The sequence below is a fragment of the Corynebacterium sp. LaCa_23 genome (assembly GCF_058182375.1).
On sequence record NZ_CP190825.1, the window covers coordinates 2,073,907 to 2,096,247 of the forward strand.

The window sequence follows — 22,341 nt, forward strand, 5'->3', positions numbered from 1 at the left end:
TACACACTCCCCGCACGCATGAGGAAGCACATAACCTGAAATGTTAAAAGTTCGGAATGACATGAAAATTCCGCCGCTAGGACCTGCCTGGGCGGGAGCACTCATGGGACTATCGATCTCCTCATCCCTTATTGATGCCCACCTGAGTCCGGTGTTGGGGCACCTTCCAGCTGAAATCATGCTCGGCGTGGCAACTCTTGTCTTCTTGGCGCTCTCGGCGGGATTCATTAAGTACCGGAATCCTGGGTTTCATTCCCACGATATGCCCGCATGGGGCATGGTCTCCATGGGCATCCTCGCATTGGGTAGCGCCTACTTTATCATCCTTGATGCTTGGTTGATTCACACTGTGTGTTGGGCCGTGGGAACCGTCCTCAGCCTCATGACCTGTATCAAGTATTTGAAGTATCTTTTCTTCAACCATCCCACTGATCCAGCCTTTGCATTGGGTCTGCCGCTGGTGGCACCGATGGTTTCCGCAACCTCTTCGGCGCAGCTGGCAACGCAGGTCGGTGAGTGGAGCTCGGTTGTCCACGGCGTTGGCGTTTTCTGCTTCGTAGTGGCTTTGGTGACGGGAATGCCGATATTCACCTTTATTTACCGGCGTACCTTTCCCAAGGTTCCCATTAACTTCGCTGCCACCGCTTGGATCCCAATGGGGTTGGTCGGCCAGTCCACCGCCGCAGCACAGCTACTCGCCGGTGACCAGTGGCATTTCCGCGCCATGGTCTACGGCGTAGCGATGCTGAGCTTGGGCGTGCCGCTGAGCATCTACGCGTTGGCCAAACACTGGGGTGCCGCCTTAGGAAATACCCCAATGTCCTATAACCCCAGCTGGTGGGCCAGCACCTTCCCCGTGGGCACCTGCTGCCTGGGCACCCATACCCTATCCACGCAGCCCGCGGCGCTGGCGTGGGGCCTGGGCTGGATGGATACCGTGAGCGCCGCCCTGCTGGTTCTGCTCCTCCTCCACGTCACTTGGGCTGCTTTCGGAGCCATCAAAACCGTTTCCGAGCATTTCAAGGTCAGCCAAATGAGCCACGCATAACTGTAGGGGTTTCGGCAGTTTAAGAACCTTGTGGATCGTGCTCGGCGAAGAATTGGAGCATCGCCTGGAGCAGGTGCTGATTCCAGACTCCATGAGCGCTAAGGGCGGATGCGTGGTCGGCGTGTGGGCGCACGTACTCGCTAAGGCCGATATTCTTTTCTCGAGCTATGCGGCGGAAATCGTCGTAGCTTTCCGGCGGGACGAGGCGATCGTTGTCGCTTCGGACAATCTTGATGGGTGGCATGTCCGCAGTGAGGTACGTCGCCGAGGTGACAAAATCTGCGCGGTCGGGATATTCCTCGGGCGTTCCACCCAGGTATTTCTGCACGGTATCGCGGGAACCCTGCGCGGCATAAGGATCGTCAGAATCATAGATGTGGCGGACATCGAGGGCCGGTGAGTCCGCATACACGGCGCGGGGAACGGCCGGCGTGCCGGGACAATCGGCGGAAGGTAGGTGGTTGGGGTGCGCGGCGGCATCGGCAGTCGCATTCAGCACCAACTGGCCGCCGGCGGATTCGCCGTATGTAAAGAAACGCCCTGGGTCGCCGTCATAATCCGCTGCATGGGCATTGACCCAATTCATCGCGCACCCCACCTGCCCCGCTGCCACCTTCCACGTGGGCTGGTCCCAGCTGGATAGCGTGTAATCGATGGATAATACGAGGTAGCCGCGCTGCGCCATCTGACGCATGTTGAACGCTTGGGAGTGCTTGTTCATCTGATCCCAGCCGCCGCCGTGGACATACATCATGACGGGGTGGGTGCCGCCGACTTTGGGAACATAGATATCCATATCCAGGTCCTCGCCGTGGAAGGAATCGTAGGCCACCGTATGATCAGGGCCCTCGTCGGTGCTTTCCACACCAGCCCAACTAAACGCGGCGCGAATATCCACGTCGGTCCCCTGCTCCTTCGCAGCATGAATCTGCGTCCCAAAAAGCGCGATACCTGCAATAAGCGCAACCGCCGCGAACGCGCCTGGCACGTAGAAGCTGCGGGAGCCGAGCCTTCCAAGCGCCGCAAGGACCAGGAGAATAAGGGAAAAGATAATCACCGGCCCGATATACTGCGGGCCAATGAGCGCACCCGCACCCCAATACGGAATATGCGGCGTAAACGGTGCTACCGCAAGCCACAGCGCTAGGAAAGCGACAAGTGCAAGCGGGATGGACAGCAGCCGGGCAACGATCTTCATACCGGCAACGTTAGTCCTCGTATCCGGAAATGCGTGGTGGAGATTCTGCTTTCAGTAAGAGAACCGGAGTCACGCGCAAGTGTTTCCACGCTTTTACGAGGAAGTCACGACCACAGCCTGATTAACTTGAACCAGACGAATAAAGTGGGAAAGCAATGAGTAATCTCCGATTCAAAAGGTGGGACTACACCTCCGATGTGGCGCCCTCGGCAGTCTTGACACTGAAAAATCCGTGTGGCATTTATGTGCTTGAGTTTTCCGATGGCGAGCAGTACGTAGGCCAATCGGTAAATTTTCCCTCGCGCTTAGCCGACCACCGACGAACCTACCCTGACATCGTTGCCATCAATTTCTGTCCGGTTCCTGCGAGGGAGCTCAACATGGCAGAATATGGCGAGATTCAACGCCGCCGAAAAGCAGGAATCCTACTGCGCAATAAGACGCTCCTCGCACAGCCTTTGGGCGATTCCCCACTCGATGCGCTCATAGATCAGCAGGTCCAAGCTAAATGGCTCGACGTAGAAGCTACCGATGAAGGAGAGGTCGAAATCGGCGACCGAGCCGTTACCGATAAAAGCGAAACCTTTCAAATAAAAAGTTCGAGGAGCTTAGAAAGCAGCCTGGATGGGAAGACATTTTAAGGTCGCTGTCCGCTTACGTGGCATATGTCATCCCCTATCCACATCTGACGGAGAAGAAGATCTGGACCGTCACGGCGATGCCCTCTACAAACAGGTCCGCTATCGATCGCCGCGTGGCCACTTTGAGCATTAACAACGTAGAAATGCTCTTCCTAAGAATTAGTCGCAATTCCAAAGGCGGAACTTGGAGGCCCTGCACGACATTAAATATTGCTGATACCTACGAGCCGCCGGCGTATATGCGCGGCTACACGTTCAGAAGTAGTTATCGTTCAGCAGGCCCTGTTAAGACCATCCTGTATCCCGGAGACTTCGCAATCGATGAGCTTTTGATGGAAGATTCCATCCTCCTTGCTGCTCGTGAATTGGCACTCGGCCAAATGCGAAAGGGCACGACGATGTTTTCGAAGTACCATAGCGATGCTCTCGCAGACGAGATATTCCGGTACCTCCAAGAGGAAATCATAGACAGAGGTTGGTGACCCCTTCAGCCTAATCGGGGTAACCACGTTTTACGCCGGTGATCCCACTTGGACTTGGAACCCAGAAAGTGGGCACATCGCGGGGTAGGGCTAATACTTATACCCCACCCCACACACAAACAACTTGGCACGACCGATTGGCCGCTCACCCAAGGGCACGCAAATAACTTGTATCATTCACTAGCCTTACCTCGCACCGACAATGTTCTATATCGTTCAGTAATTTGAGACAAGCTGCAAGAAACAAGGATATTAATCTAGCTGTTAAAGCTAATCACTTTCGCCTCGAAGTAGCTTGAAAGTTATTGAATCATCTTTGCGTCCTAGGCCTTCACGGTGCCCCCGAACATAAAGCTGCTCGGCCGTCGACGAGAGCGGTACCTGTTGATGCACTTCCCGCGCTGCTTCACTCACAAGGCCCATGTCTTTAACAAAAATATCTAGAGCGCTACGAACGTCATCGAAGTTTTCATCGACCATTCGCTGTCCTCGGTCGCTAAACATAAAGCTCGCAGCAGCACCGGTCCCAAGTACGTCGTGGACCTGTGTTAGATCAAGGCCCATAGAATCCGCCAGTGCAAGTGCTTCAGCGGCGGCAGCAATATGCACGCCGCATAGCAACTGATTTACAATTTTGAAGCGCTGTCCATCTCCCGGTTTTGGACCGACGACGGGAGATTTGGCTGCCATGGCGTTGAGAAGTGGCTGTACTACGGAGACATCAGAAGATTCGCCGCCAACCATGATGAGCAAGTCTCCAGTCTTAGCTCGAGCAACACCACCAGATACTGGCGCATCAACAACTCGAACATTCACGTCCTCAAGCCTTGCTGCAGCACTTTCAATTGCTTGAGGCCCGACGGTTGCCATAACCAAAACAACAGTATCCTGCTTCAGTTCCGAGGCAACCCCATCGTCCCCGAAAAGCACGGAGTCCAGCTGAGCGCCCGTAGCGACCATAATCGCTACAACATCAGCTCCAGTGACAGCCTCGCGAGCATTGGAAGCTACAGAGAGGTGAGACTCAACTGTTTTCAGCGAATCCGGAGATACATCGTATGCGGTCACACTCATGCCTGCCTCAGCTGTGGCAAGAGCCATTGGTGCCCCCATAGCGCCTAGGCCAATCCAGGCAATTTTAGGTGTCGTAGTCATTAAAGTTACTCCTTTGGATCAGAACTTAGAATTAAAATGGCCAAAATATGCGGCAGCATCACCCTGTATGCGATATGGGAATCAGTCTTGTTACCAGAGTCTTTAACTGGCTAAAAAGGGCTCCAGTATGCCGCGTTGTCCCAGTGCCAAATCTACCAATCAAACATTTTCCGAAGCGTTGCGTAGCCTTTGAACCACCTCCGCCAAGGCGCCTGTTCCTCCTACATTCCCTGGAAAAACCACGTAAGGAACACCACGAACGTCATCTGGAGCATCAGTAGCAGTGAATAAACTAATCTGCCCCTCATAAAACTGGCCTTCCACCTTCGCCCTGCGAATACCCAACCCTGATGCTGCGACTTCATGGGAAGTGATACCTCCCTTGGCCACAATCCAAGCTGGATGAGCTTTGCGGACTGCCCTTACGACCGCGACGACTGCGTCAGATACTTGGCGCGCAATTTCGAGTGATTCAGCTTTCGAATCTGTACTAATCAGTTCGCGACTGGTGTACACAACACAATCAGAACTAGCTAATTGATTGATTATGTTCGAAGAAATCTCGTTGATATGGCTCTCACGCGTCGCAGAATCTAAAAGTTTCGGAACCTGAAGCTCAAATTCTAGATGGCCGCCGCGGCTTTGCAGCTCTGCAAGCTGCTGACTTGTTAGGCCCACATGGGAACCTACTACGACCAGTCCGTGTGATGATCTTGATGAATCGATTTGTAGTGCATCTTCCGTGAGGACTCGAGCACGGTGCTGCCCTGCAAGAGAACGAACAAAGGAAGGACCACAGCGAGACACGAAAACTCGACCTTGGGATTCAAGCTCCCCCACAGCTTTCGCTACCACGTCCATGTCAGAATACTCCGTAGCGTTTACAATCACCCATCGGCGATTTTTAGCCTGCTGGAGCAGGGATTTCACTCGCCGCACGCCACCTTCGCGGATATCAGTAAGCCCAATCGAGAGGCAATCCTTGGCTTGAATTTCTCTCCCTGAGCGCTCCTCTAGGAATTCTGCAAGGTTTGAATGGGAGTATCCGAATGTTGCATCCTTCGCAAAATCAGTATCTTCTACCTGCTTTTCAATGCCGTCAACCTTTGCGAAGTGTAGGTCATTTTTGGTGAAGCGTCCTGCTTCAATCATCGCCGGACAGAAAAGAAATGCATCTACTTCTAAGCCGTGTTCCAAAAGTACATCGGCGATTGCATTAGGTTCCTTAATTACATGCCCACGTAACGTCGAGTCGGAGCGAGACACCACGTGCAATCCATCCCGATTGCTTAATTCGTTCAGTACACCACCCACAATTTCATGATTCATCTTCACTGCAGTGTCCTCATCGAGAGCACGACTGTTAGTTAGAACGAAACATGTTGTTCCGGGCTCTTTGAGTACGTCCGCAGCAATCGACGGATCCGTATCGAATGCGACGTCAACCCCTGACACACATTGGGAACCAGTAGGGTCGTCGTCAAGGACCAAAATTCGGCGCATATTAGCCTCCAAGCTTTCAATTTCTGATAATAGCTTCATCGTTTATGCAAACGCCCCCAAAATGCCCCACAAGACGCCTGCCACGGCAAAACCTGTGACCGACATTATCGTTGTAGTCACCGTATAAGATTTCAGCGCAGAAGCAGTGTCTACTTGGAAGTAGCGGCTCCAAACCCAAAAAAGTGAATCGTTGACATGACTGAATGCCATAGAACCGATACCAACTGTCACCGTCAGAAGCGCTATTTGCAGGCTGTTGAGTTCTAACGATGCGGTCATAGGTGCCACAAGTGGCGCAGTGGTGAGGGCTGCCACGGTCGCGGAGCCTTGAGCGGCACGGAGAAATGCTGCAAGCATCCAAGCCAGCACCAGAACTGGCAAGCCCGTGGAAACCAGTAGATCTGCGACAGCGTCAGCCACCCCAGTCTCAGTAAGAACTTTGGCAAACATTCCACCAGCACCGGTAATAAGGATCACAGCTGCAGTGGCTGGAAGAGCAGACGCTACGACGTCCTCGATTTTTTCTTTACCCCATCCACGAGCAATCCCTAGCGTTGCGATAGCGAAAATTACACCGATGAACAGGGCGATAGGGGAATCTCCAATGAATCCAAGAAAATCTCGAATGGAGTTTCCTTCAGGTAGCACCAATTTAGAAACTGTGCCTCCCATAATCAGCGCAAGAGGAAGGATAATCGCAGCCAAGACAAGTCCGACAGACGGAGCTTGCTCACGTTCCGTGCCATTTTTCTCGTTCACAGCTGCACCAGCCGCTTGAGTACCAAGTACAGGAACTGGTGAAAACACTTTTCCTGCCACATATCCGGACAAAACCTGTCCCACAAACCACATCACGAATACGGGAATAAATCCGATAAGAAGAACTAATCCCACATCTGCTTGCATCAATTCCGAAGCACCAACAATGCCGGGATGAGGGGGCAGAACCACATGGACAGCAAGCAGGGCAGAAACGACCGGAAGCGCAAAAGCAAGCATGTTAACTTTGCCACTCATTCGCCGAGCGACAGCGATGGCAATTGGAACCAACACAATCGTCGCCACATCCACGAACACAGGAATACCAAAGATGAAGGAGGCAACACCCAATGCCCAAGGCGCACGCTTCTCGCCAAAGTTTTTCTCGAGGGCTCGAGCGAGTACATCTGCACCGCCAGACACCTCAACAATTCGGCCTAACATAGCGCCGAGCGTCACTATGAGCGCAACTCCGCCAAGGGTGCCGCCCATACCATCTTTTAATAGAGGAACGACTTCCGAAATTGGCACGCGCGCTGTTAACGCAAGCGCGATGGACACAAAAAGCAAAGCCAGAAAAGGATGCACCTTGGCTTTAATAATGAGGACAAGGATGAGGGCTACAGCGACAACACCAAGTGTCACAAGAAAAGTTGGAGACATTAAAGATCCTCATGGCTTCCGGGAGGCATTATAAAACGGATAAAACACCCGATATGTTTCTTCAATCAGATGTTTGATACCCTAAGGGGCGCCCGCTGTGAAGTCAATAACATGTTGGATCTGACAACTCTTACATCACTTCTTACGGAAAAGTAACTAAAAGGAAACCCATCCAAAAGAAACCTTCGCTTTAATGCTGACCGTTGCTTTCAGGCACTGAAGCCCGGCGTGTCTCCAACGCCCTTACCAGCAAACTTCGACTTCCCAGCTAGTACGACCCCGATAATTAAATACGCTTTAAGCCTCGACTGGAGCATGCCCAGCATTTATCCTTTTCTCAAACCTGCCACTTTTCAGTCCTCGAAGGAGCCACTATGAATATCGTCATTACCGGGGGAGCCGGGTTCCTCGGCACCCTGCTCATTCAACATCTCCTCTCCGAAGCTGACGCTGGAAAAATTCAACTGGATGAAGTAATTTCTCTCGATCTCATTCCCACTAGCGTCACGGACCCGCGAGTTCGATCAATCACCGGAGAAATCACGGATAAAGACACCCTGAGCCAAGCGGTTACCGAAGACACTGACACTATCGTCCACTTGGCCTCTGTCCTTTCGGGAGGATCGGAGTTGGACTTCGACTCTGCAATGCACGTAAATATTGACGGTACTCGGACTCTCCTTGAAGCGGCGCGATCCATCGGTCAATTGGAAAACAGTCCTGTACCTCGCTTCATCTTCACGAGTTCGCTCGCCGTCTTCGGCGGAGAGCTTCCTCAAACAATGCCCGAATACTGGGCCACACAGCCCGATTCAACTTACGGTGCGACCAAGGCCATTTGCGAGATCCTGGTCAACGAATACAGCCGTAAAGGGTTTATTGATGCACGCGTCTGTCGTCTACCGACAATCTCTGTACGGCCCGGAAAGCCGAACTCCGCGGCAAGCTCGTTTGCCAGCGGCATTATCCGGGAGCCACTCAACGAGATTCCATCCGAAGTTCCCGTTCCACATGACACGCTAATGTGGCTCTCTTCACCGCAGATTGCGATCCGTAATATTGCACGGGCAATAGTTATTGAAAGCTCACGCCTCGGTTCCTGGCGGATCATGAACCTTCCTGGAATCAGCGTCACTGTAGGCGAAATGCTCGCATCCTTAGAACGAGTAGGGGGTTCTGAAGCAAGAGCCTTAACTTCTGATGTGCCCAATGAACGTGTAGCTTCCATTGTTACTAGCTGGCCCGGAAACTTCGATGTAAAGCGAATGGAAAAATTAGGATTCGAGCGCGACCAAGATTTCGATTCGGTTATTCAGCAATACTCTGACGACTTCCTGTCTTAACTCTCCATACTAAGGACCTTGGGCCCGATCCCCGGTTGGCTTGAAAAGAAAGGTAATCTACCACCATTTCCAACTACTCCGAATAGTTCAAACGCGGTGCCGTGGCGTAATCAGCGCCGCAGACCGTGCTAGCCTGGGCTGAAAGTATCTGCTTAATGAAGTCTGTAAGCATCTGGCGCATCAAGTCTGGGGAGGCTTGGGTCAGCAATTCTTCCAGATACGTAGTGGGATCGATATGATGGGGATTAGCGGCCATCGCGGTTACATTCCTTTCGAGGATAAGTAGAAGTTGATTCGAAAGGTACCCGTGATGGTCGCCTTATTATGCACCGGCACGAGGCTTACCACGGGTTACAGATACACCACACTAGCGGACGCAACCCTCCACTTGTATCATCTAATGATCTTCATTTGTATCATTCAGGACGATACAAATGAAGATAAGGAAACTTCGACGCAACCTTTTGAGACGAATCTTTATCCCGCAATATCGGGGATATTCTTTCTACGCCTCCACTTTTACTGGACAGGTAGCGGCACAATTTCTTTATAGGAAGCCCACGAAGATACGCCGAGGAACCTAGCGGCCTGCTTCTCTGGCAACGCACCAGATCTTGCAGCGCTCAATACTGTTTCAAAGAACCTCTCCCCCACGCGGGAAGCTACAGAATTTTGACTGGTTGGGCAGGAGTTCTCCCGCAGAGAACGCCCCGGGCACAAGAAAGCCGCAGCAAATTGATTACACCATTGCTCGGTTTGTAGGCGCTCCGAGTGGTCAGAAATTCCGGGTTTACCAAGCACAACGTGCGCCAATTCGTGCGCAAGACTGAAAAGCTGGGCTGTCTTGGCATCGCGAGTATTGATGAAAACTAGGCAGTAGCCATCCTCCTCAAGGGTGAATCCACGAAATTCCTCTACATTAAGTGCCCTACGGGTGGAGTTTTCAGCAATGGAGTTTCGGGCGACGAGTATCCCGGCATCTTCCATCAATGAAACCAATTCACGAACTTTGTCACGCCCGGGAAGAGGTGTTTCTTGAGTGAGGCGGAGTACGTCCCGAACGCTACTAGCGGCAACCGCAGCAGACTCAGAAATCGTCGCGGTACGGAAAAGCTCCGGCGGCTCAATTCCGATGTCCCGTGCGTATTCGGCGTACCAATCGAGGCGACTCTGGGAAGCGAACATGACTTCCTGCAGCTCTGGGCTGACGGTATCGAGCTGCTCATTGCGCACGGTTCTAAAATCCGCGACCTCAACTCCATCGCCTGTGGGGACATCGAGAAGCAGCCTGCCGAAAGGGATGTGAGCTTTCTTCGCTAGGTCTTTCGCTTGTTTTAGAGTGGGACGCTCTTCACCAGCTTCCCATTCTTGGATTTTGGGGAATTGCTTGAGTAGCGCGGATTGTGAGAGCCCTGTGCGGGATACCGCCCAAGCCAGCACAGCAGGTTGAATCGTCACTCGTACAGGTGCCATGACGATCCTCCTTCACTATCCGTAGGTCTTAAATAGTAGCGTAAACCAAGCAAAAAGCTCGGTCGAGGCCGGCGGCATCGGCAAGCGCATTCAGCACCAACTGGCCGCCGTCGATATACACCATCATTGGGCGGATAGCAGCCGGGAAACGATCTTCAAGTCCTCGGTTCCGGAGAGGCGTGGTGGCGGCTTTAGCGGAGAAAAGCCGCCTACTAACTCGCTTTCTTGAAGGAAAGGCGGCGGTCCCGCAAAGGCAAGGCGTCCTTCCGGCTTAGCTCCGCGATACATAGTGCGATGACAAAGCCTGCCAAGGCGATGAAGGAGGACCACGGCAACCACAAATCAGAATCTGACCTGGCCAGCGGCGGGAATAGGAAGAGTCCCAAGACTGGGACGGCATAAATGATGCGATTCTGCCCGCGCGCCATAACGCCTAGCAGTGGCAATACAGCACACAAGACGTAATGATCCCACAAGATACTGCTGGTAGCTGTAAGCACCGTAAAGATGCCGACGGCAGTAATGCGCCACGGGTCCTGTGACCGCACAGCGGTAACAATAACCAGTGCAATCAATGCCAGGGTGACAAGTGGCGGAATAATGCTGGCAGCCAGTGAAGGATCATCGACAATGGTGACAAGAAGGTTGTCATCTTCAACGCGGTTGGTGCTGAGCTGGGAGGCGATCGATCCGTTGACGGGGGCGACCATTACTGATCCCATGATGTCCTGAAGGGTATCCCACCAAGAGGTAAATACGTTCCAGCCAGAAACGACGATTGAGTACAGCACAGCGATGGCGCCTGTCCCGAGTGCTACCACTCCCGTTTTCCGCGCCCGCGGAAATGCCACGCAGATGAGCACAAGGACAATGGGGGTTAGCTTCACTGCAGATACAAGCCCAAGTGCGATTCCTGCGCGCACTGGGTGCACGCGAGACGCAGCAAGGCCGTATGCAACCCCCGCAAAGATCAACGGGCTCGTCTGGCCAAGAATCAACGATGACTGAAAAGCCGTCGATACCCAGCCCAAGAGTATGCCGAAAAGCAGGGTCATGGTCGGTATTTCTTCTTCAAACCACAAGAACCAGGCGGAGGCTATCAGCACCACCAACGCCCAACCGGAAACAATCGCGAGCACTATCACGGAGACATCAAAACTCATGACTTGCACGACCAGGCTCATGACATCGGCAAGAAATGGGGCGTGAACATAAGGGTGTGGAAACCCAGTGACATCGGAGTGAGCGATGGTATCTAGCCAGACGTCACCACGGGGCATCGCGAAATCATGTTCATTGATGCTATAGAGGTGATCCCGGTTTCCATCGCGTACGAGCAATCCCGCCACCCATAACGCATCCCAGTCATCGTAATTCATTTTTCCGGCGGAAATTATGGCGACCACTAGGCCAAATACCAGCCCAATACCATGGTGGCACCACCGCAGCACTGTTGACGCGGGTGCGGAGGCTTGGTGGCGGGAATGCGCACTCATGGGACTCCTACTATAAAAATCACGATTCGAATCAGAGAGGAAAGGCGTTGTTTATTGGGCGGCGGCCGAGATTACCGGAGCTAGCCTAAACGCTCCTCAAGCCCGGCCGAAGCCGGGCTTGAGCTAGGCGGTGGCAGGGGCTGGGTTACTCCACGACGGAGTTAGCACCCACGGCGTGGCCGAAGAGGTCAGGCAAGGTGGCAGACCATGCCTCAACCAGCTGGGAGATGGCCACGGATTCGCCGCCCAGGGTAAGCGCACCGGTTTCGGTGGTCTCACCCACGATGGCCGCGGGGATGCCGAGCTCTGCCGCGCGGGCGAGCACCTTATCGGCACGGTCCGCGGTGGTGGCCACGAGCGCGCGGGAAGCGGACTCGGAGAAGGCCGCGGTAAAGGCGTCCTCGTGCACGGCGGTGAGATCGAGGTCGAGGCCGAGGCCGGCGGCATCGGCAAGCGCACCGGCGCGCTTAGCCATCTCAAAGGCGGCGACGGCCAGGCCACCCTCGGAGACATCGTGCGCGGCGGTGAGCAGATCGTTGCCGTGGAAGAAGTCCGCGAGGCGCTTCTCATTAGCCATATCCACCTGCGGCGGCAGGCCGTTGAGGTTGTCCTTATCGGCGCCCTCGGCGCTCACCAGCTGCCAGATGGAACCGCCGAACTCATCCTTGGTCTCGCCCAAGGCGATGAGGACCTCCTTCTCGTTGACGGTGCCCAGGTTATTGCCAATAACCTTGTGAACATCGTCGATGACGCCGAGCACGCCCACGACCGGGGTGGGCAGGATCGGCTCGGAGCCGGTCTGGTTGTAGAAAGAGACGTTGCCGCCGGAGACGGGGATGGAGAGTTCCACGGCGGCATCGGCAAGCCCATGCACCGATTCGCGGAACTGCCACATCACGTCCGGGTTTTCCGGCGAGCCGTAATTCAGGCAGTTGGTAATCGCAACGGGCTTCGCGCCGGTAACCGCGACGTTGCGGTAGGCCTCCGCCAAGGCCAGGCGCGCGCCCATGTTCGGGTCCAGCTTGGTGTAGCGGCCAGAAGCATCGGCGGAAACGGCGACGCCGCGGCCGGTCTCCTCATCGATGCGCAGCACGCCCGCGTCCGCGTGGTGGGACTGGACGGTATTGCCGCGCACGTAGCGGTCATACTGGTTCATGATGAAATCGCGCGAGCACAGCGACGGCGAAGAGACGAGCTTCTGCAGGGATTCCACCAGGCCGCGCTTGTCCGTGCCCTGGTATTTCTGCAGCTCATCCTGCCACTCGGGGCGGGCGTAAGGGCGCCCGTAGACGGGTGCTTCATCCGCGATGGTGCCAGCCGGGGCATCGACGACGACCTCGCCCTGGTGGCGGATGACCAGGTGGTCTCCCTCAGTAACCTCACCGATTTCGGCGCAGGTGACCTCCCAGTGCTCACAGATTTCGCGGAACTTCTCCACGTTTTCCGGTGCCACGACGGCACACATGCGCTCCTGGGACTCAGAGGCGAGGATTTCCGCGGCGGTCATGTTTTCCGCGCGCAGCGGCACGGCATCGAGGTTGACCTCCATGCCGCCATCGCCGGAAGCGGCCAGCTCAGAGGTGGCACAGGCCAGGCCGGCACCGCCCAAGTCCTGGATGCCCACCACAACGCCGGCGTGGTAGAGGTCCAGGCAGCATTCGATAAGCACCTTTTCTGCGAAGGGGTCGCCCACCTGCACGGCAGGAAGCTTGCGCTCCGCGCCGTCTTCAAAGGTATCGGAGGCCAGCACGGATACGCCGCCAATGCCGTCCAGGCCGGTGCGGGAGCCAAAGAGCATGACCTTGTTACCCTTGCCGGAGGCGAAGGCGAGTTTCAGGTCATCGACCTTGAGCGTACCCACACACAGGGCATTGACCAGCGGGTTACCGGCATAGGTTTCATCAAAGACGGTTTCGCCGCCAATATTGGGCAGGCCCAAGGAGTTGCCGTAGCCGCCCACGCCGGAGACTACGCCGGGCAGCACGCGCTTGGTATCGGGGGCATCGGCAGGCCCAAAGCGCAGCTGATCCATCACGGCAATCGGGCGCGCACCCATGGCCATGATGTCGCGGACGATGCCGCCCACGCCGGTGGCCGCGCCCTGGTAGGGCTCCACATAGGAGGGGTGGTTGTGCGATTCCACGCGGAAGGTCACCGCGTTGCCATCGCCGATGTCCACCACGCCCGCGTTTTCACCAATGCCGGCGAGGATCTTCTCCCCCATCTCCTCCGTCATGGTCTCACCAAAGTAGCGCAGGTGCGTCTTGGAGGACTTATAGGAGCAGTGCTCGGACCACATCACGGAGTACATGGTCAGCTCCGCGTCGGTGGGGCGCCGGCCCAGGATATCGTGGATGCGCTGGTACTCGTCATCCTTTAGCCCAAGCTCCACGTACGGCTGCTTTTCATCCGGGGTGGACTGCGCCTTTTCTACGGTGTCATTAGAAACGGTCATGTAGGTGGCCTCCTTAAACCGCCGGCGCTTCCGCGACGGCCTTGATGGCGGATACGAAAAGTCCCAATCCGTCGGTGGATGGGCCGGTCAGCGGGTCAATGGCGTGCTCTGGGTGCGGCATGAGGCCAACAATCCGGCCGGACTCATCACTCACGCCGGCAATGCCGTTGATGGAGCCGTTGTAGTTATCGGTATAGCGAAAGACCACGCGGCCCTCCCCTTCGATGCGGGCGATATCGTCATCACCTGCCTGGAAGCGGCCCTCACCGTGCTTGGCGGGCACCAAAATCTTTTGGCCCTTTTCAAACTCACTGGTCCAGGCCGTGGTGGAGTGCTCCACCTCCAGGTAGGTATCGGTGCAATGAAAATGCAGGCCCTTATTCCGGGTCAATGCGCCCGGTAAGAGGCCTGCTTCAGTCAAGATTTGGAAACCATTGCAAATGCCGAGCACCGGCATTCCCGCCTTGGCGCGGTCGATGACGCTGCGCATGACGGGGGCGAGCGCCGAAATAGCGCCCGAGCGCAGGTAGTCACCATAGGAAAACCCGCCCGGCACGACTACCGCGTCCACGCCGCGCAGATCAGCATCCGCGTGCCAGAGGTTAATGACCTCGGCGCCGGCGGTGCGGGCTGCGCGGGTGGCATCCACATCATCCAGGGTGCCGGGGAAGGTGATTACTCCGATTTTTGCGGTCACTTACTTGACCTCCAGCTGCGTAACCTCGTAGTCCTCGATGACGGTATTAGCCAGCAGGGTTTCTGCCACCTTATCCAGTTCCTCTGCGGTAACGGAGTCATCTACCTCGAGTTCGAAGCGCTTTCCTTGGCGCACATCGCTGACACCGGATACTCCGATGCGACCCAATGCGCGGACGACAGCTTGGCCCTGCGGATCCAAAATTTCCGCCTTGGGCATGACATTGACAACTACACGAGCCATGAAATTTTTGCCTTACTGTATGGGGCTTAGGTCTGCCCGATTCAGTGTAGTCATACCCCCGCCCAATCCCTAGATATACCCCCACTGCAGGGTTTTCACCCCAGCAAAGCAAACACCGCGTAAATTACGACCAACAGGAAAACGAATTTTGCGCGGCACCCAGGTTTCACCGCCTGCTCGCGCGAAACCCACCCAAAGCGGTCCCGGGTACACCGATTGTTCAGCGAGTAAATATAAAAGGCGTCCATGACAACTTTCTCTATGATTAAGGTGACTTCTATGGCTCTTCGCCGCCTTGGCAGGGTAGCCCTCGCTGCCGGTTTTTCCACCCTCTCCCTATCCGTCGCGGTGCCTTCCGCCATAGCCGCCCCGGATAATTCCACCGCGGTCATCTCTGAGGTCTACGGCGGTGGCGGAAACAAGGGCGCGAGCTTTTCCAATGATTTCATCGAGCTTTATAACCCCACCGATGCCGCAATCGATCTCACCGGCTGGTCCGTGGAGTACTTTGCCTCCAATGGCAATAGCGGCGGCAAAATAACACTTTCCGGCACCATCGCTCCCCACGGTTATTACCTGGTACAGGCTGCCGCCGGCAATGGCCAGGCCCAGGCTCTTCCCACCCCGGATGCGCAAGGCAAGGTCAATCTGTCCGGCACGAAGGGCTCGGTGCAGCTTGCCGATGCCACCGGCAACACCATTGACCTCCTAGGTTACGGCGCCGCCTCCAAGTATGAAGGCTCTGCCACCGGCGCGCTATCTAATGACACCTCCGCTTCCCGCAACGCGGCGGGCGCCGATACCGATGACAACTCCGCGGACTTCACCGTCGGCACGCCTTCCCCTACTAATTCTGGCAACGAGTCCCCGGCCTCACAGCCGGGTGGCTCCGGCAGCTCCGAGAACCTCCCTGCTCCCGAAGGCATAACCCCGATTGCAGAAATCCAAGGCACCGGCGATACCTCGCCGCTCGAGGGCCAAAACGTTGCTACCCAGGGCGTTGTCACCGGCGTGTGGAGCGAAGGTGGCTTAAACGGCTTTACCATCCAGACCGGCGGCACCGGCCAAGAAGCCACCGACGCCTCCCAGGCGCTATTTGTGCACATGGGTAAAAAGGGCGCCGATAAATACCCCAGCATCGGCGATTCCGTTGAGGTCACCGGCCAGGTCTCCGAGTATTACGGCGCCACCCAGGTCAGCGCTTCTTCCCTCAAGCAGCTCGATACCGCACTGGAGGAAGTCACCCCGCTCGCGGTGGACGAGCTGCCCCAAGGCGATTCCGCCCGCGAGTCCTTTGAGCACATGCTCATCCAGCCCGGCACGCACACCGTGACCAATAACTACTCACTCAACCAATACGGCGAGGTCGGCCTCGCCCCGGGCGATGAGGCCTTCCGCCAGCCTTCCGATGTCCACTCCCCTTCCACCGACCCCAATTCCGATCTGCAAAAACTGGCTAAGGACAACGCAGAAAAGCTCGTCACCCTAGATGATGGCCGCACCCGCGATTATCTAAGGACCGATAAGGACACCCCGCTGCCCTATATCGCCCAAGATGGCGGCAAGACCATCAAATCCCTGCGCACCACCGATACCGTGGAATTCCAGCATCCGGTCATCGTGGGCTACTCCCACGATCAGTGGCGCTTCCAGCCCACCGAGCCGGTCACCGGTGAAACCGCCGGCGCCGATCTCCCCATCTCCTGGGAAGAATCCCGCGATGCAGAGCTGCACGCCGTTGATGACGTCAAGGGCGAATACACCATCGGCGCCTTCAACGTGCTGAACTACTTCACCTCCTTGGGCGAGAAATTCGGCGGCAGCGCCTATACCGACCGCGCGGGCAATAAGGTCACCGTCAACCGCGGCAAGACCCGCGGCGCCTATACCGAATCCGCCTTAGAGGACCAAGAGCGCAAGATCGTCGCGGCCATCAATGGCCTGGATGCAGATGTCATTGGCCTTTCCGAAATCGAAGATGGCTACGCGGTAACCGGAGACTTTGACCAGCGCGATAAGGCGCTGAAACGCCTGACCGAAAAACTCAACGAAGCCGCGGGCTCCGAAAAGTGGGCCTTCGTGCCCTCCCCGTCCAAGGATCAGGTCCCTGCGCACCCCGATGTCATCCGCACCGCGTTCATTTATCACAAGGACGTGGTCAAGCCCGTGGGCGAATCCCGTATCTTCCAGGATCCGCGCTTTTCCGGCACCGCCCGTGAGCCGCTGGCCCAGGAATTCCAGCCGATCAATAGCGATGACGAGTCCTTCGTCGCCGTGGCCAACCACTTCAAGTCCAAGGGCTCGGTGGCCAAGGGCGATGAAGATTCCGGCGACGGCCAGGGCAATAACCCCAACGTCCGCAACGCCCAGGCCCAGGCCGTGCTCGATGCACTGCACAAGCAGGACGATTGGAAGGATAAGCCGCTATTCGCCCTGGGTGATTTCAATACCTACACCCACGAAACCGCGCTCGATGTCTTCCGCAACGACGGCTTTACCATGCCTGCGGAAAAATACGGCGCCGATACCTCCTACCAGTTCGACGGCCTGCTCGGCACCTTAGATCACGTCCTAGCCAATGCGGTTGCTTCGGGCGCGCTTGCCGATGCCCAAGTGTGGAACATCAATGCCGACGAACCCGTCGCCTTTGAATACTCCCGCCGCAACTACAACGCCGTGGATTTCTACGACGATTCCCCCTTCCGCGCCTCCGACCACGATCCCGTCAAGGTCGGTTTCACGCTCGGCGAGGATGAATCCACCGACGCCCCAAGCGGCGACGCCCAGGGCGACGATGACAACACCGACGGCCCCGGCTTCGGATTCGGCTCTAGCTCACTTGGCACCGGCGCCATTATCGGCTTCGCCATCCTAGCTGGCCTTCTCGCTATCCCCGGTTTCATGGCGGCCACCGGCAACCTGCAGAAGATCATCCCCGCTGGAATCTGGGGCTTGCTCCCGCAGCAGGCGAAGGACTTCATTAACGGCCTAAGCCAGTAGGAGCGCCTACTCGTACAGGCCCATCTCGTCAGAAAGCACCGCGAGCTCGTCTGCAGCAGCACGCTGCTTAAGGTCTCTCTGGCGTTTAAAGTCCTGCACGCTGGAGGCATACAGATGGCGGTAGGCACCTTCTGTATGCCCCTTCAAGGTTCCCTCATCCATGAGCTCGATGACACGCGGCCGAGAGACATTCAAGAAGTCTGCCGCCTGTTGCGTTGTTAGTTCATCTGTTCGTTTCATGCTACCTACTATAAAACCTCCGCCGGACTAACGCGGAAGGTAAATGCTGTAATCAGCGGGAGTAGCGCCCGCGTCGAGGGCGCGGCGAGCAGCCTTGACAAAGTCCTTAATGACCTTGCGGTCATCCAGGTTGCGGGCAGAGATGGAAAGGCGCACGGTATTGCCGCGCTGGGCGGAGCGCTCTGCCGCGCGGATGATGTTTTTGCGCCACCACTTGGCGGAACCAAAACCCTCACCAAAAGAAAGGTTGCGGGCTCGGTGGAATTTCCCGGTGGGCACCTCCAAGATGCCACGTGTAGAAGCCGCCGCCTCAAAGGGGAATTTGGGCAGGACCTGCAAAGTTCCGGGGGACATGCGCCAGCGCGGGGGCGCGAAGATGGTGGGTTCGAAACCAATCTGCGCCATCTGCCGGGTCGCACCGGCTAGGCGCAGCTTCGCCTCATGTGAATTGAGGTTGGCAAACTCCGCGCGGCGGCCTTGCACTGCTTGATCAAAGCCATTGAGGATAAGCGGACGGCCAGCAGCCGCCTGGTCCTTGAGCCACTGTTGGGTGTCCTTGTCCTTGGCCAGGTGCCAATTGCCATCAATATGCGGGGCGATGAGCAGGGAGACGGGAATTTCCTCCCGGTCCAGAACCGACAGGAAACTTGTAGCCTGCTTCCGAGTGTCCTCAAAAATACTGGAGATAGAAACCAGAAGGTGGCTAGTCATAGCTCAAATTATCGCACAGTACCGCCAGATCCGCGCGCTGGCCAGAACGCTGGCCAGGGTGCCGGCCAGCGCGTGACTGTGCGGCGTGGTTACTCCGTAAGGCCGGTGGCCTTATTGATGGTCCAGGCGTATTCGAAGGCGTTTTGGCGCCACTTATCGTAGCGGCCGGATACGCCACCGTGCCCGGCGGCCATCTCCGTCTTGAGCAGAAATTCGCCGCCGGTGGCGGTAGCGCGCAGCTGCGCAATCCACTTTGCCGGTTCCACGTACAGCACGCGGGTATCGTTCAGCGAGGTGATAGCCAAGATATCCGGGTAGTCCTTGGCCTCAACATTCTCGTAGGGCGAGTAGGACTTCATGTAGTCGTAGTATTCCGGATCGTGGTACGGGTCGCCCCACTCTTCCCATTCGGGAACGGTGAGGGGAAGCTCCGGCATGAGCATCGAGGTCAGCGGATCCACGAAGGGGACGACGGCCTGAATGGCGGTAAAGCGGTCGGGAGCCATATTCGCCACGGCGCCCATGAGCATGCCGCCGGCGGATCCGCCTTCGGCCACCATTTGGTCAGGGGTGGTCACGCGGCGCTCGATGAGATCATCGGCCACTGCGATGAAATCGGTGAAGGTATTTTTCTTCTGCAACATCTTGCCGTCGTCGTACCACTGACGGCCCATCTCGCCGCCGCCGCGCACGTGGGCGACCGCATAAATCATGCCGCGGTCCATCAGCGAAAGCCGGGACGCGGAGAAGTACGGGTCCATGCTGGCCTCGTAGGAGCCATAGCCATACAGCAGCGTCGGATTGGGCTTGGTGCGATCCAGGTCGGAACGGTGCACCACGGAGACCGGAATCTTGGTGCCATCGCTTGCGGTCGACCAAATGCGGTAGGCCACATAATCATCCGGATCATAGCCGCCTGGGACTTCTTGTTCCTTCAGCAGCGTGTACTCACCGGTATCCACGCGGTAATCGAAAAGCTGCGCGGGCTGGATATAAGACACGTAGCTCACGCGGACGACCGGTGCGTCCCATTCCGGGTTACCGGCCACGGCGACGGTGAAAAGTTCCTCGTTGAAGTTGAGCTCTTCGAATTCCCCGAAGTCATCGCCAACGCGCATGATGGCGGCGCGGCCGATGCCGCCGCGTCGGTAGCCCACCACCGTGTGGTCGCGGTAGGTATCCACGCCCTCGATGCGGGTGGTGTCATCGTGTGCCAAAAGCTCTGGCAGCTCGCGCAGGGCGGGAAGTTCCTCATCGACCTTGGCATAGCCCACCGCAAAGTTCGGTCCGGTGGCATTGTGGGTGACAATCCAGTAGTCCTCGCCGCCCACCACGGCATGGTCTACGTCATAGTCCACGCCGGTCTCGCGCGTCCACAGCGGGCGGAATTCGCCCTCGGGGTCCTCCGTATCCAGCACCCAGGCTTCCGAGGTAATCTTCGATCCCACCCCAATGAAAAGATATTTATCGGAGCGGGCACTGCCGATGCCCACATTAAAGTGCTCATCTTCCTCGTGGAAGACGCGCACATCCACGGACTGCTCGGTGCCTACCTTATGGCGCCACACCGCATCTGGGCGCCAGGCATCATCCACCGTGGAGTAGAAGATGTAGCCATCGCCTGCCCATGTAGCGCCGTAGAAAATGCCGGTGAGGTGATCGTCCAGGAGCTCTCCCGTTTCGAGGTCCTTAATGGACAGCTCAAAGCGCTCATCGCCGGCAAAATCCACGGAATAGGCCAGGTAGCGGCCGGAATCTGAGATGGAGGCTGCACCAAGGGCGAAGAAGTCCTTGCCCTCTGCCAGGGCGTTGGCGTCCAGGATAATTTCTTCGCCCTCTGGGCTGCCTTCTTCCGGAATCACTGGTGCGGTCCAGGGATCGCTGCCCTCTTCTACTGGGATACGGCAGGAATAGCCGTAGTTCTTGCCCTCTTCGGAGCGGCCGTAGTACCAGTACTTACCGCGGCGGGCCGGTACGGACATATCGGTTTGTTTAATGCGGGATTTAATCTCTTGGAAGATATTTTCCGTCATCGCATCCAAGTGCCCGGTATGCGCCGCGGTGTAATCATTTTCGGCGTTGAGGTAATCCAGGGTTTCCTGCGATTGCTTATCGCGCAGCCACTCGTAATTATCCACGAATTCGCGGCCGTGAAATTCGCGCTTGACGGGGTGGACTGGGGCTACCGGTGCGGTCGTCTTTTCATCACTCATGCCCTACCACTGTACGCGTCAGCTGCCTTGCCCCATCAGAAGGCGACGAGCGGGCCACGGCGGGCAGGGCAAGACCAGAACCCCAGCCCCGGCTAGGAACTCGGCGCAAGGAAGTCCGCGAAGCGCTCACCCGAGAGCCTTTCGTAGGCCTCGATATAGCGCAGGCGGGTGGCGGAAACGACGTCATCGGGAAGCGCGGGCGGGGTGGTCTCAGAGGACTTATCCCAGCCGGAGGCAGCAGAAGTCAGCCAATCGCGCACGTACTGCTTATCAAAGGAGGGCTGTACCTCGCCTTCCACGTAGGAATCGGCGGGCCAGTAGCGGGAGGAATCGGGGGTGAGGACTTCATCGGCAAGCACGAGCGTGCCGTCTTCATCAAGGCCGAACTCGAACTTGGTATCGGCCAAGATGATGCCCTTCTCTTCTGCAAGCTGGGCGGCCTTGGCGTAAATGCGCAAGGTGGCCGCGCGCAGCTCTTCGGCGCGCTCGCGGCCGAGCTTGTCCGCCACGTGCGCGAAGGACACGTTCTCATCGTGATCGCCCTGCTCAGCCTTGGTGGCTGGGGTGAAAATGGGCTCGGGCAGGCGGGAGGCCTCGACAAGGCCTGCGGGCAGCTCGATGCCGCACACGGTGCCGTCTGCCTGGTATTCCTTCAAGCCGGAGCCGGTAAGGAAACCGCGCGCCACGCACTCGAAGGGCAGCATATCCCGCTTCTTGACTACCATGGCGCGACCCAAGCACTCTTCCGGAATGCGCTCATCATCGAGCGGTCCGGCGAGGTGGTTGGGAAAATCGATGGCATCGAAGAAGAACTTCGAGGTGGCCGTGAGAACCCGGCCCTTATCCGGGATTGCCGGTTCCAAGGCAAAGTCGTAGGCGGAGATGCGGTCAGAGACCACCATCAGCAGGGTGTTGTCGTCCACATCGTAAATATCGCGGACCTTGCCAGAGGCTACATGGGTATAAGAAGAAAGCTCAGGACGCATGGTCCTCATCATAACGCGCGGGCGTGCGCGGGCAC

Annotated in this window: 18 protein-coding genes and 1 pseudogene; 5 read left to right on the top strand and 14 right to left on the bottom strand. The window is 56.8% G+C overall.

All coding sequences use genetic code 11. From position 1 onward, the window contains the following. Positions 1 to 61: 61 nt before the first annotated feature. A complete protein-coding gene (locus tag ACP8IT_RS09920; RefSeq protein ID WP_490290605.1) occupies positions 62 to 1,048 on the top strand; it encodes a TDT family transporter in 987 nt (328 codons plus the stop codon). A 19-nt stretch (positions 1,049 to 1,067) separates the two neighbouring features. On the opposite strand, the gene ACP8IT_RS09925 is transcribed toward ACP8IT_RS09920, so the two are convergent. Then, positions 1,068 to 2,246: an alpha/beta hydrolase fold domain-containing protein gene (locus ACP8IT_RS09925; RefSeq protein WP_490289999.1), complete on the bottom strand. Its 1,179-nt coding sequence runs from the start codon at positions 2,244 to 2,246 to the stop codon at positions 1,068 to 1,070. A 155-nt stretch (positions 2,247 to 2,401) separates the two neighbouring features. On the opposite strand from ACP8IT_RS09925, the gene ACP8IT_RS09930 reads away from it, so the two are divergent. Together ACP8IT_RS09930 and ACP8IT_RS09935 are read left to right on the top strand one after the other, a co-directional pair. Beyond that, positions 2,402 to 2,887 carry a GIY-YIG nuclease family protein gene (locus tag ACP8IT_RS09930; protein WP_490290000.1) on the top strand — a complete coding sequence of 162 codons (486 nt, stop codon included), beginning with the start codon at positions 2,402 to 2,404 and terminating at the stop codon, positions 2,885 to 2,887. Positions 2,888 to 2,904: 17 nt separating this feature from the next. Next, positions 2,905 to 3,369, top strand: coding sequence for a hypothetical protein (locus ACP8IT_RS09935; RefSeq protein WP_490290001.1), 465 nt, complete (start codon positions 2,905 to 2,907; stop codon positions 3,367 to 3,369). Positions 3,370 to 3,639: 270 nt separating this feature from the next. Here the strand turns inward: ACP8IT_RS09935 and ACP8IT_RS09940 are convergent, their stop codons facing one another. The 3 genes from ACP8IT_RS09940 to ACP8IT_RS09950 all read right to left on the bottom strand — a co-directional run bounded on the left by ACP8IT_RS09940 (position 3,640) and on the right by ACP8IT_RS09950 (position 7,449). Continuing rightward, on the bottom strand, positions 3,640 to 4,524 hold the full coding sequence (locus ACP8IT_RS09940) for an NAD(P)-dependent oxidoreductase (protein ID WP_337887095.1): 885 nt from the start codon (positions 4,522 to 4,524) through the stop codon (positions 3,640 to 3,642). A 159-nt stretch (positions 4,525 to 4,683) separates the two neighbouring features. Continuing rightward, positions 4,684 to 6,066 carry a four-carbon acid sugar kinase family protein gene (locus tag ACP8IT_RS09945; RefSeq protein WP_490290002.1) on the bottom strand — a complete coding sequence of 461 codons (1,383 nt, stop codon included), beginning with the start codon at positions 6,064 to 6,066 and terminating at the stop codon, positions 4,684 to 4,686. 3 nt (positions 6,067 to 6,069) lie between these two features. After that, positions 6,070 to 7,449 carry a GntP family permease gene (locus ACP8IT_RS09950; protein ID WP_237792338.1) on the bottom strand — a complete coding sequence of 460 codons (1,380 nt, stop codon included), beginning with the start codon at positions 7,447 to 7,449 and terminating at the stop codon, positions 6,070 to 6,072. 374 nt (positions 7,450 to 7,823) lie between these two features. Between ACP8IT_RS09950 and denD the strand changes: the two genes are divergently transcribed. Then, positions 7,824 to 8,792 (top strand): D-erythronate dehydrogenase, encoded by a 969-nt coding sequence (denD, locus tag ACP8IT_RS09955; RefSeq protein WP_490290003.1) that lies wholly within the window; start codon positions 7,824 to 7,826, stop codon positions 8,790 to 8,792. 97 nt (positions 8,793 to 8,889) lie between these two features. Here denD and ACP8IT_RS09960 read toward each other — a convergent pair. From ACP8IT_RS09960 to purS, 6 genes and pseudogenes are all read right to left on the bottom strand, one after another. Further along, positions 8,890 to 9,048, bottom strand: a pseudogene (locus ACP8IT_RS09960) (IS256 family transposase); the annotation flags it as partial. Positions 9,049 to 9,311: 263 nt separating this feature from the next. Then, a complete protein-coding gene (locus ACP8IT_RS09965; protein WP_490290004.1) occupies positions 9,312 to 10,265 on the bottom strand; it encodes an ImmA/IrrE family metallo-endopeptidase in 954 nt (317 codons plus the stop codon). Between the two features lie 212 nt (positions 10,266 to 10,477). After that, the gene (locus ACP8IT_RS09970; RefSeq protein ID WP_490290005.1) at positions 10,478 to 11,761 is read right to left on the bottom strand and encodes a glycosyltransferase family 87 protein; all 1,284 of its coding nucleotides are present in this window, start codon (positions 11,759 to 11,761) and stop codon (positions 10,478 to 10,480) included. A 145-nt stretch (positions 11,762 to 11,906) separates the two neighbouring features. Then, the gene (gene purL, locus ACP8IT_RS09975) at positions 11,907 to 14,216 is read right to left on the bottom strand and encodes a phosphoribosylformylglycinamidine synthase subunit PurL (protein ID WP_490290006.1); all 2,310 of its coding nucleotides are present in this window, start codon (positions 14,214 to 14,216) and stop codon (positions 11,907 to 11,909) included. Between the two features lie 13 nt (positions 14,217 to 14,229). Then, on the bottom strand, positions 14,230 to 14,913 hold the full coding sequence (gene purQ / locus ACP8IT_RS09980) for a phosphoribosylformylglycinamidine synthase subunit PurQ (RefSeq protein ID WP_490290007.1): 684 nt from the start codon (positions 14,911 to 14,913) through the stop codon (positions 14,230 to 14,232). Further along, positions 14,914 to 15,156 carry a phosphoribosylformylglycinamidine synthase subunit PurS gene (purS, locus tag ACP8IT_RS09985; protein ID WP_005279580.1) on the bottom strand — a complete coding sequence of 81 codons (243 nt, stop codon included), beginning with the start codon at positions 15,154 to 15,156 and terminating at the stop codon, positions 14,914 to 14,916. A 279-nt stretch (positions 15,157 to 15,435) separates the two neighbouring features. On the opposite strand from purS, the gene ACP8IT_RS09990 reads away from it, so the two are divergent. Then, positions 15,436 to 18,156, top strand: a complete 2,721-nt coding sequence (locus tag ACP8IT_RS09990) for an ExeM/NucH family extracellular endonuclease (protein ID WP_490290606.1) — start codon at positions 15,436 to 15,438, stop codon at positions 18,154 to 18,156. A gap of 6 nt (positions 18,157 to 18,162) precedes the next feature. Here ACP8IT_RS09990 and ACP8IT_RS09995 read toward each other — a convergent pair whose 3' ends face one another. The 4 genes from ACP8IT_RS09995 to ACP8IT_RS10010 all read right to left on the bottom strand — a co-directional run bounded on the left by ACP8IT_RS09995 (position 18,163) and on the right by ACP8IT_RS10010 (position 22,306). Continuing rightward, positions 18,163 to 18,396 carry a helix-turn-helix domain-containing protein gene (locus ACP8IT_RS09995; RefSeq protein ID WP_023017938.1) on the bottom strand — a complete coding sequence of 78 codons (234 nt, stop codon included), beginning with the start codon at positions 18,394 to 18,396 and terminating at the stop codon, positions 18,163 to 18,165. 27 nt (positions 18,397 to 18,423) lie between these two features. Beyond that, positions 18,424 to 19,107: a DUF2334 domain-containing protein gene (locus ACP8IT_RS10000; protein WP_490290008.1), complete on the bottom strand. Its 684-nt coding sequence runs from the start codon at positions 19,105 to 19,107 to the stop codon at positions 18,424 to 18,426. Positions 19,108 to 19,196: 89 nt separating this feature from the next. After that, positions 19,197 to 21,320 carry a S9 family peptidase gene (locus tag ACP8IT_RS10005; RefSeq protein ID WP_490290009.1) on the bottom strand — a complete coding sequence of 708 codons (2,124 nt, stop codon included), beginning with the start codon at positions 21,318 to 21,320 and terminating at the stop codon, positions 19,197 to 19,199. A gap of 92 nt (positions 21,321 to 21,412) precedes the next feature. Then, positions 21,413 to 22,306 (bottom strand): phosphoribosylaminoimidazolesuccinocarboxamide synthase, encoded by an 894-nt coding sequence (locus ACP8IT_RS10010; protein WP_490290010.1) that lies wholly within the window; start codon positions 22,304 to 22,306, stop codon positions 21,413 to 21,415. Positions 22,307 to 22,341: the final 35 nt, after the last annotated feature.

What these genes read in the sequence shown, in the direction of transcription:
- ACP8IT_RS09920 (WP_490290605.1), top strand. Translation starts at nt 62, where the DNA reads ATGAAAATTCCGCCGCTAGGACCTGCCTGGGCGGGAGCACTCATGGGA.
- ACP8IT_RS09925 (WP_490289999.1), bottom strand. Translation starts at nt 2,246, where the DNA reads ATGAAGATCGTTGCCCGGCTGCTGTCCATCCCGCTTGCACTTGTCGCT.
- ACP8IT_RS09930 (WP_490290000.1), top strand. Translation starts at nt 2,402, where the DNA reads ATGAGTAATCTCCGATTCAAAAGGTGGGACTACACCTCCGATGTGGCG.
- ACP8IT_RS09940 (WP_337887095.1), bottom strand. Translation starts at nt 4,524, where the DNA reads ATGACTACGACACCTAAAATTGCCTGGATTGGCCTAGGCGCTATGGGG.
- ACP8IT_RS09945 (WP_490290002.1), bottom strand. Translation starts at nt 6,066, where the DNA reads ATGAAGCTATTATCAGAAATTGAAAGCTTGGAGGCTAATATGCGCCGA.
- ACP8IT_RS09950 (WP_237792338.1), bottom strand. Translation starts at nt 7,449, where the DNA reads ATGTCTCCAACTTTTCTTGTGACACTTGGTGTTGTCGCTGTAGCCCTC.
- denD (WP_490290003.1), top strand. Translation starts at nt 7,824, where the DNA reads ATGAATATCGTCATTACCGGGGGAGCCGGGTTCCTCGGCACCCTGCTC.
- ACP8IT_RS09965 (WP_490290004.1), bottom strand. Translation starts at nt 10,265, where the DNA reads ATGGCACCTGTACGAGTGACGATTCAACCTGCTGTGCTGGCTTGGGCG.
- ACP8IT_RS09970 (WP_490290005.1), bottom strand. Translation starts at nt 11,761, where the DNA reads ATGAGTGCGCATTCCCGCCACCAAGCCTCCGCACCCGCGTCAACAGTG.
- purL (WP_490290006.1), bottom strand. Translation starts at nt 14,216, where the DNA reads ATGACCGTTTCTAATGACACCGTAGAAAAGGCGCAGTCCACCCCGGAT.
- purS (WP_005279580.1), bottom strand. Translation starts at nt 15,156, where the DNA reads ATGGCTCGTGTAGTTGTCAATGTCATGCCCAAGGCGGAAATTTTGGAT.
- ACP8IT_RS09990 (WP_490290606.1), top strand. Translation starts at nt 15,436, where the DNA reads ATGGCTCTTCGCCGCCTTGGCAGGGTAGCCCTCGCTGCCGGTTTTTCC.
- ACP8IT_RS09995 (WP_023017938.1), bottom strand. Translation starts at nt 18,396, where the DNA reads ATGAAACGAACAGATGAACTAACAACGCAACAGGCGGCAGACTTCTTG.
- ACP8IT_RS10000 (WP_490290008.1), bottom strand. Translation starts at nt 19,107, where the DNA reads ATGACTAGCCACCTTCTGGTTTCTATCTCCAGTATTTTTGAGGACACT.
- ACP8IT_RS10005 (WP_490290009.1), bottom strand. Translation starts at nt 21,320, where the DNA reads ATGAGTGATGAAAAGACGACCGCACCGGTAGCCCCAGTCCACCCCGTC.
- ACP8IT_RS10010 (WP_490290010.1), bottom strand. Translation starts at nt 22,306, where the DNA reads ATGCGTCCTGAGCTTTCTTCTTATACCCATGTAGCCTCTGGCAAGGTC.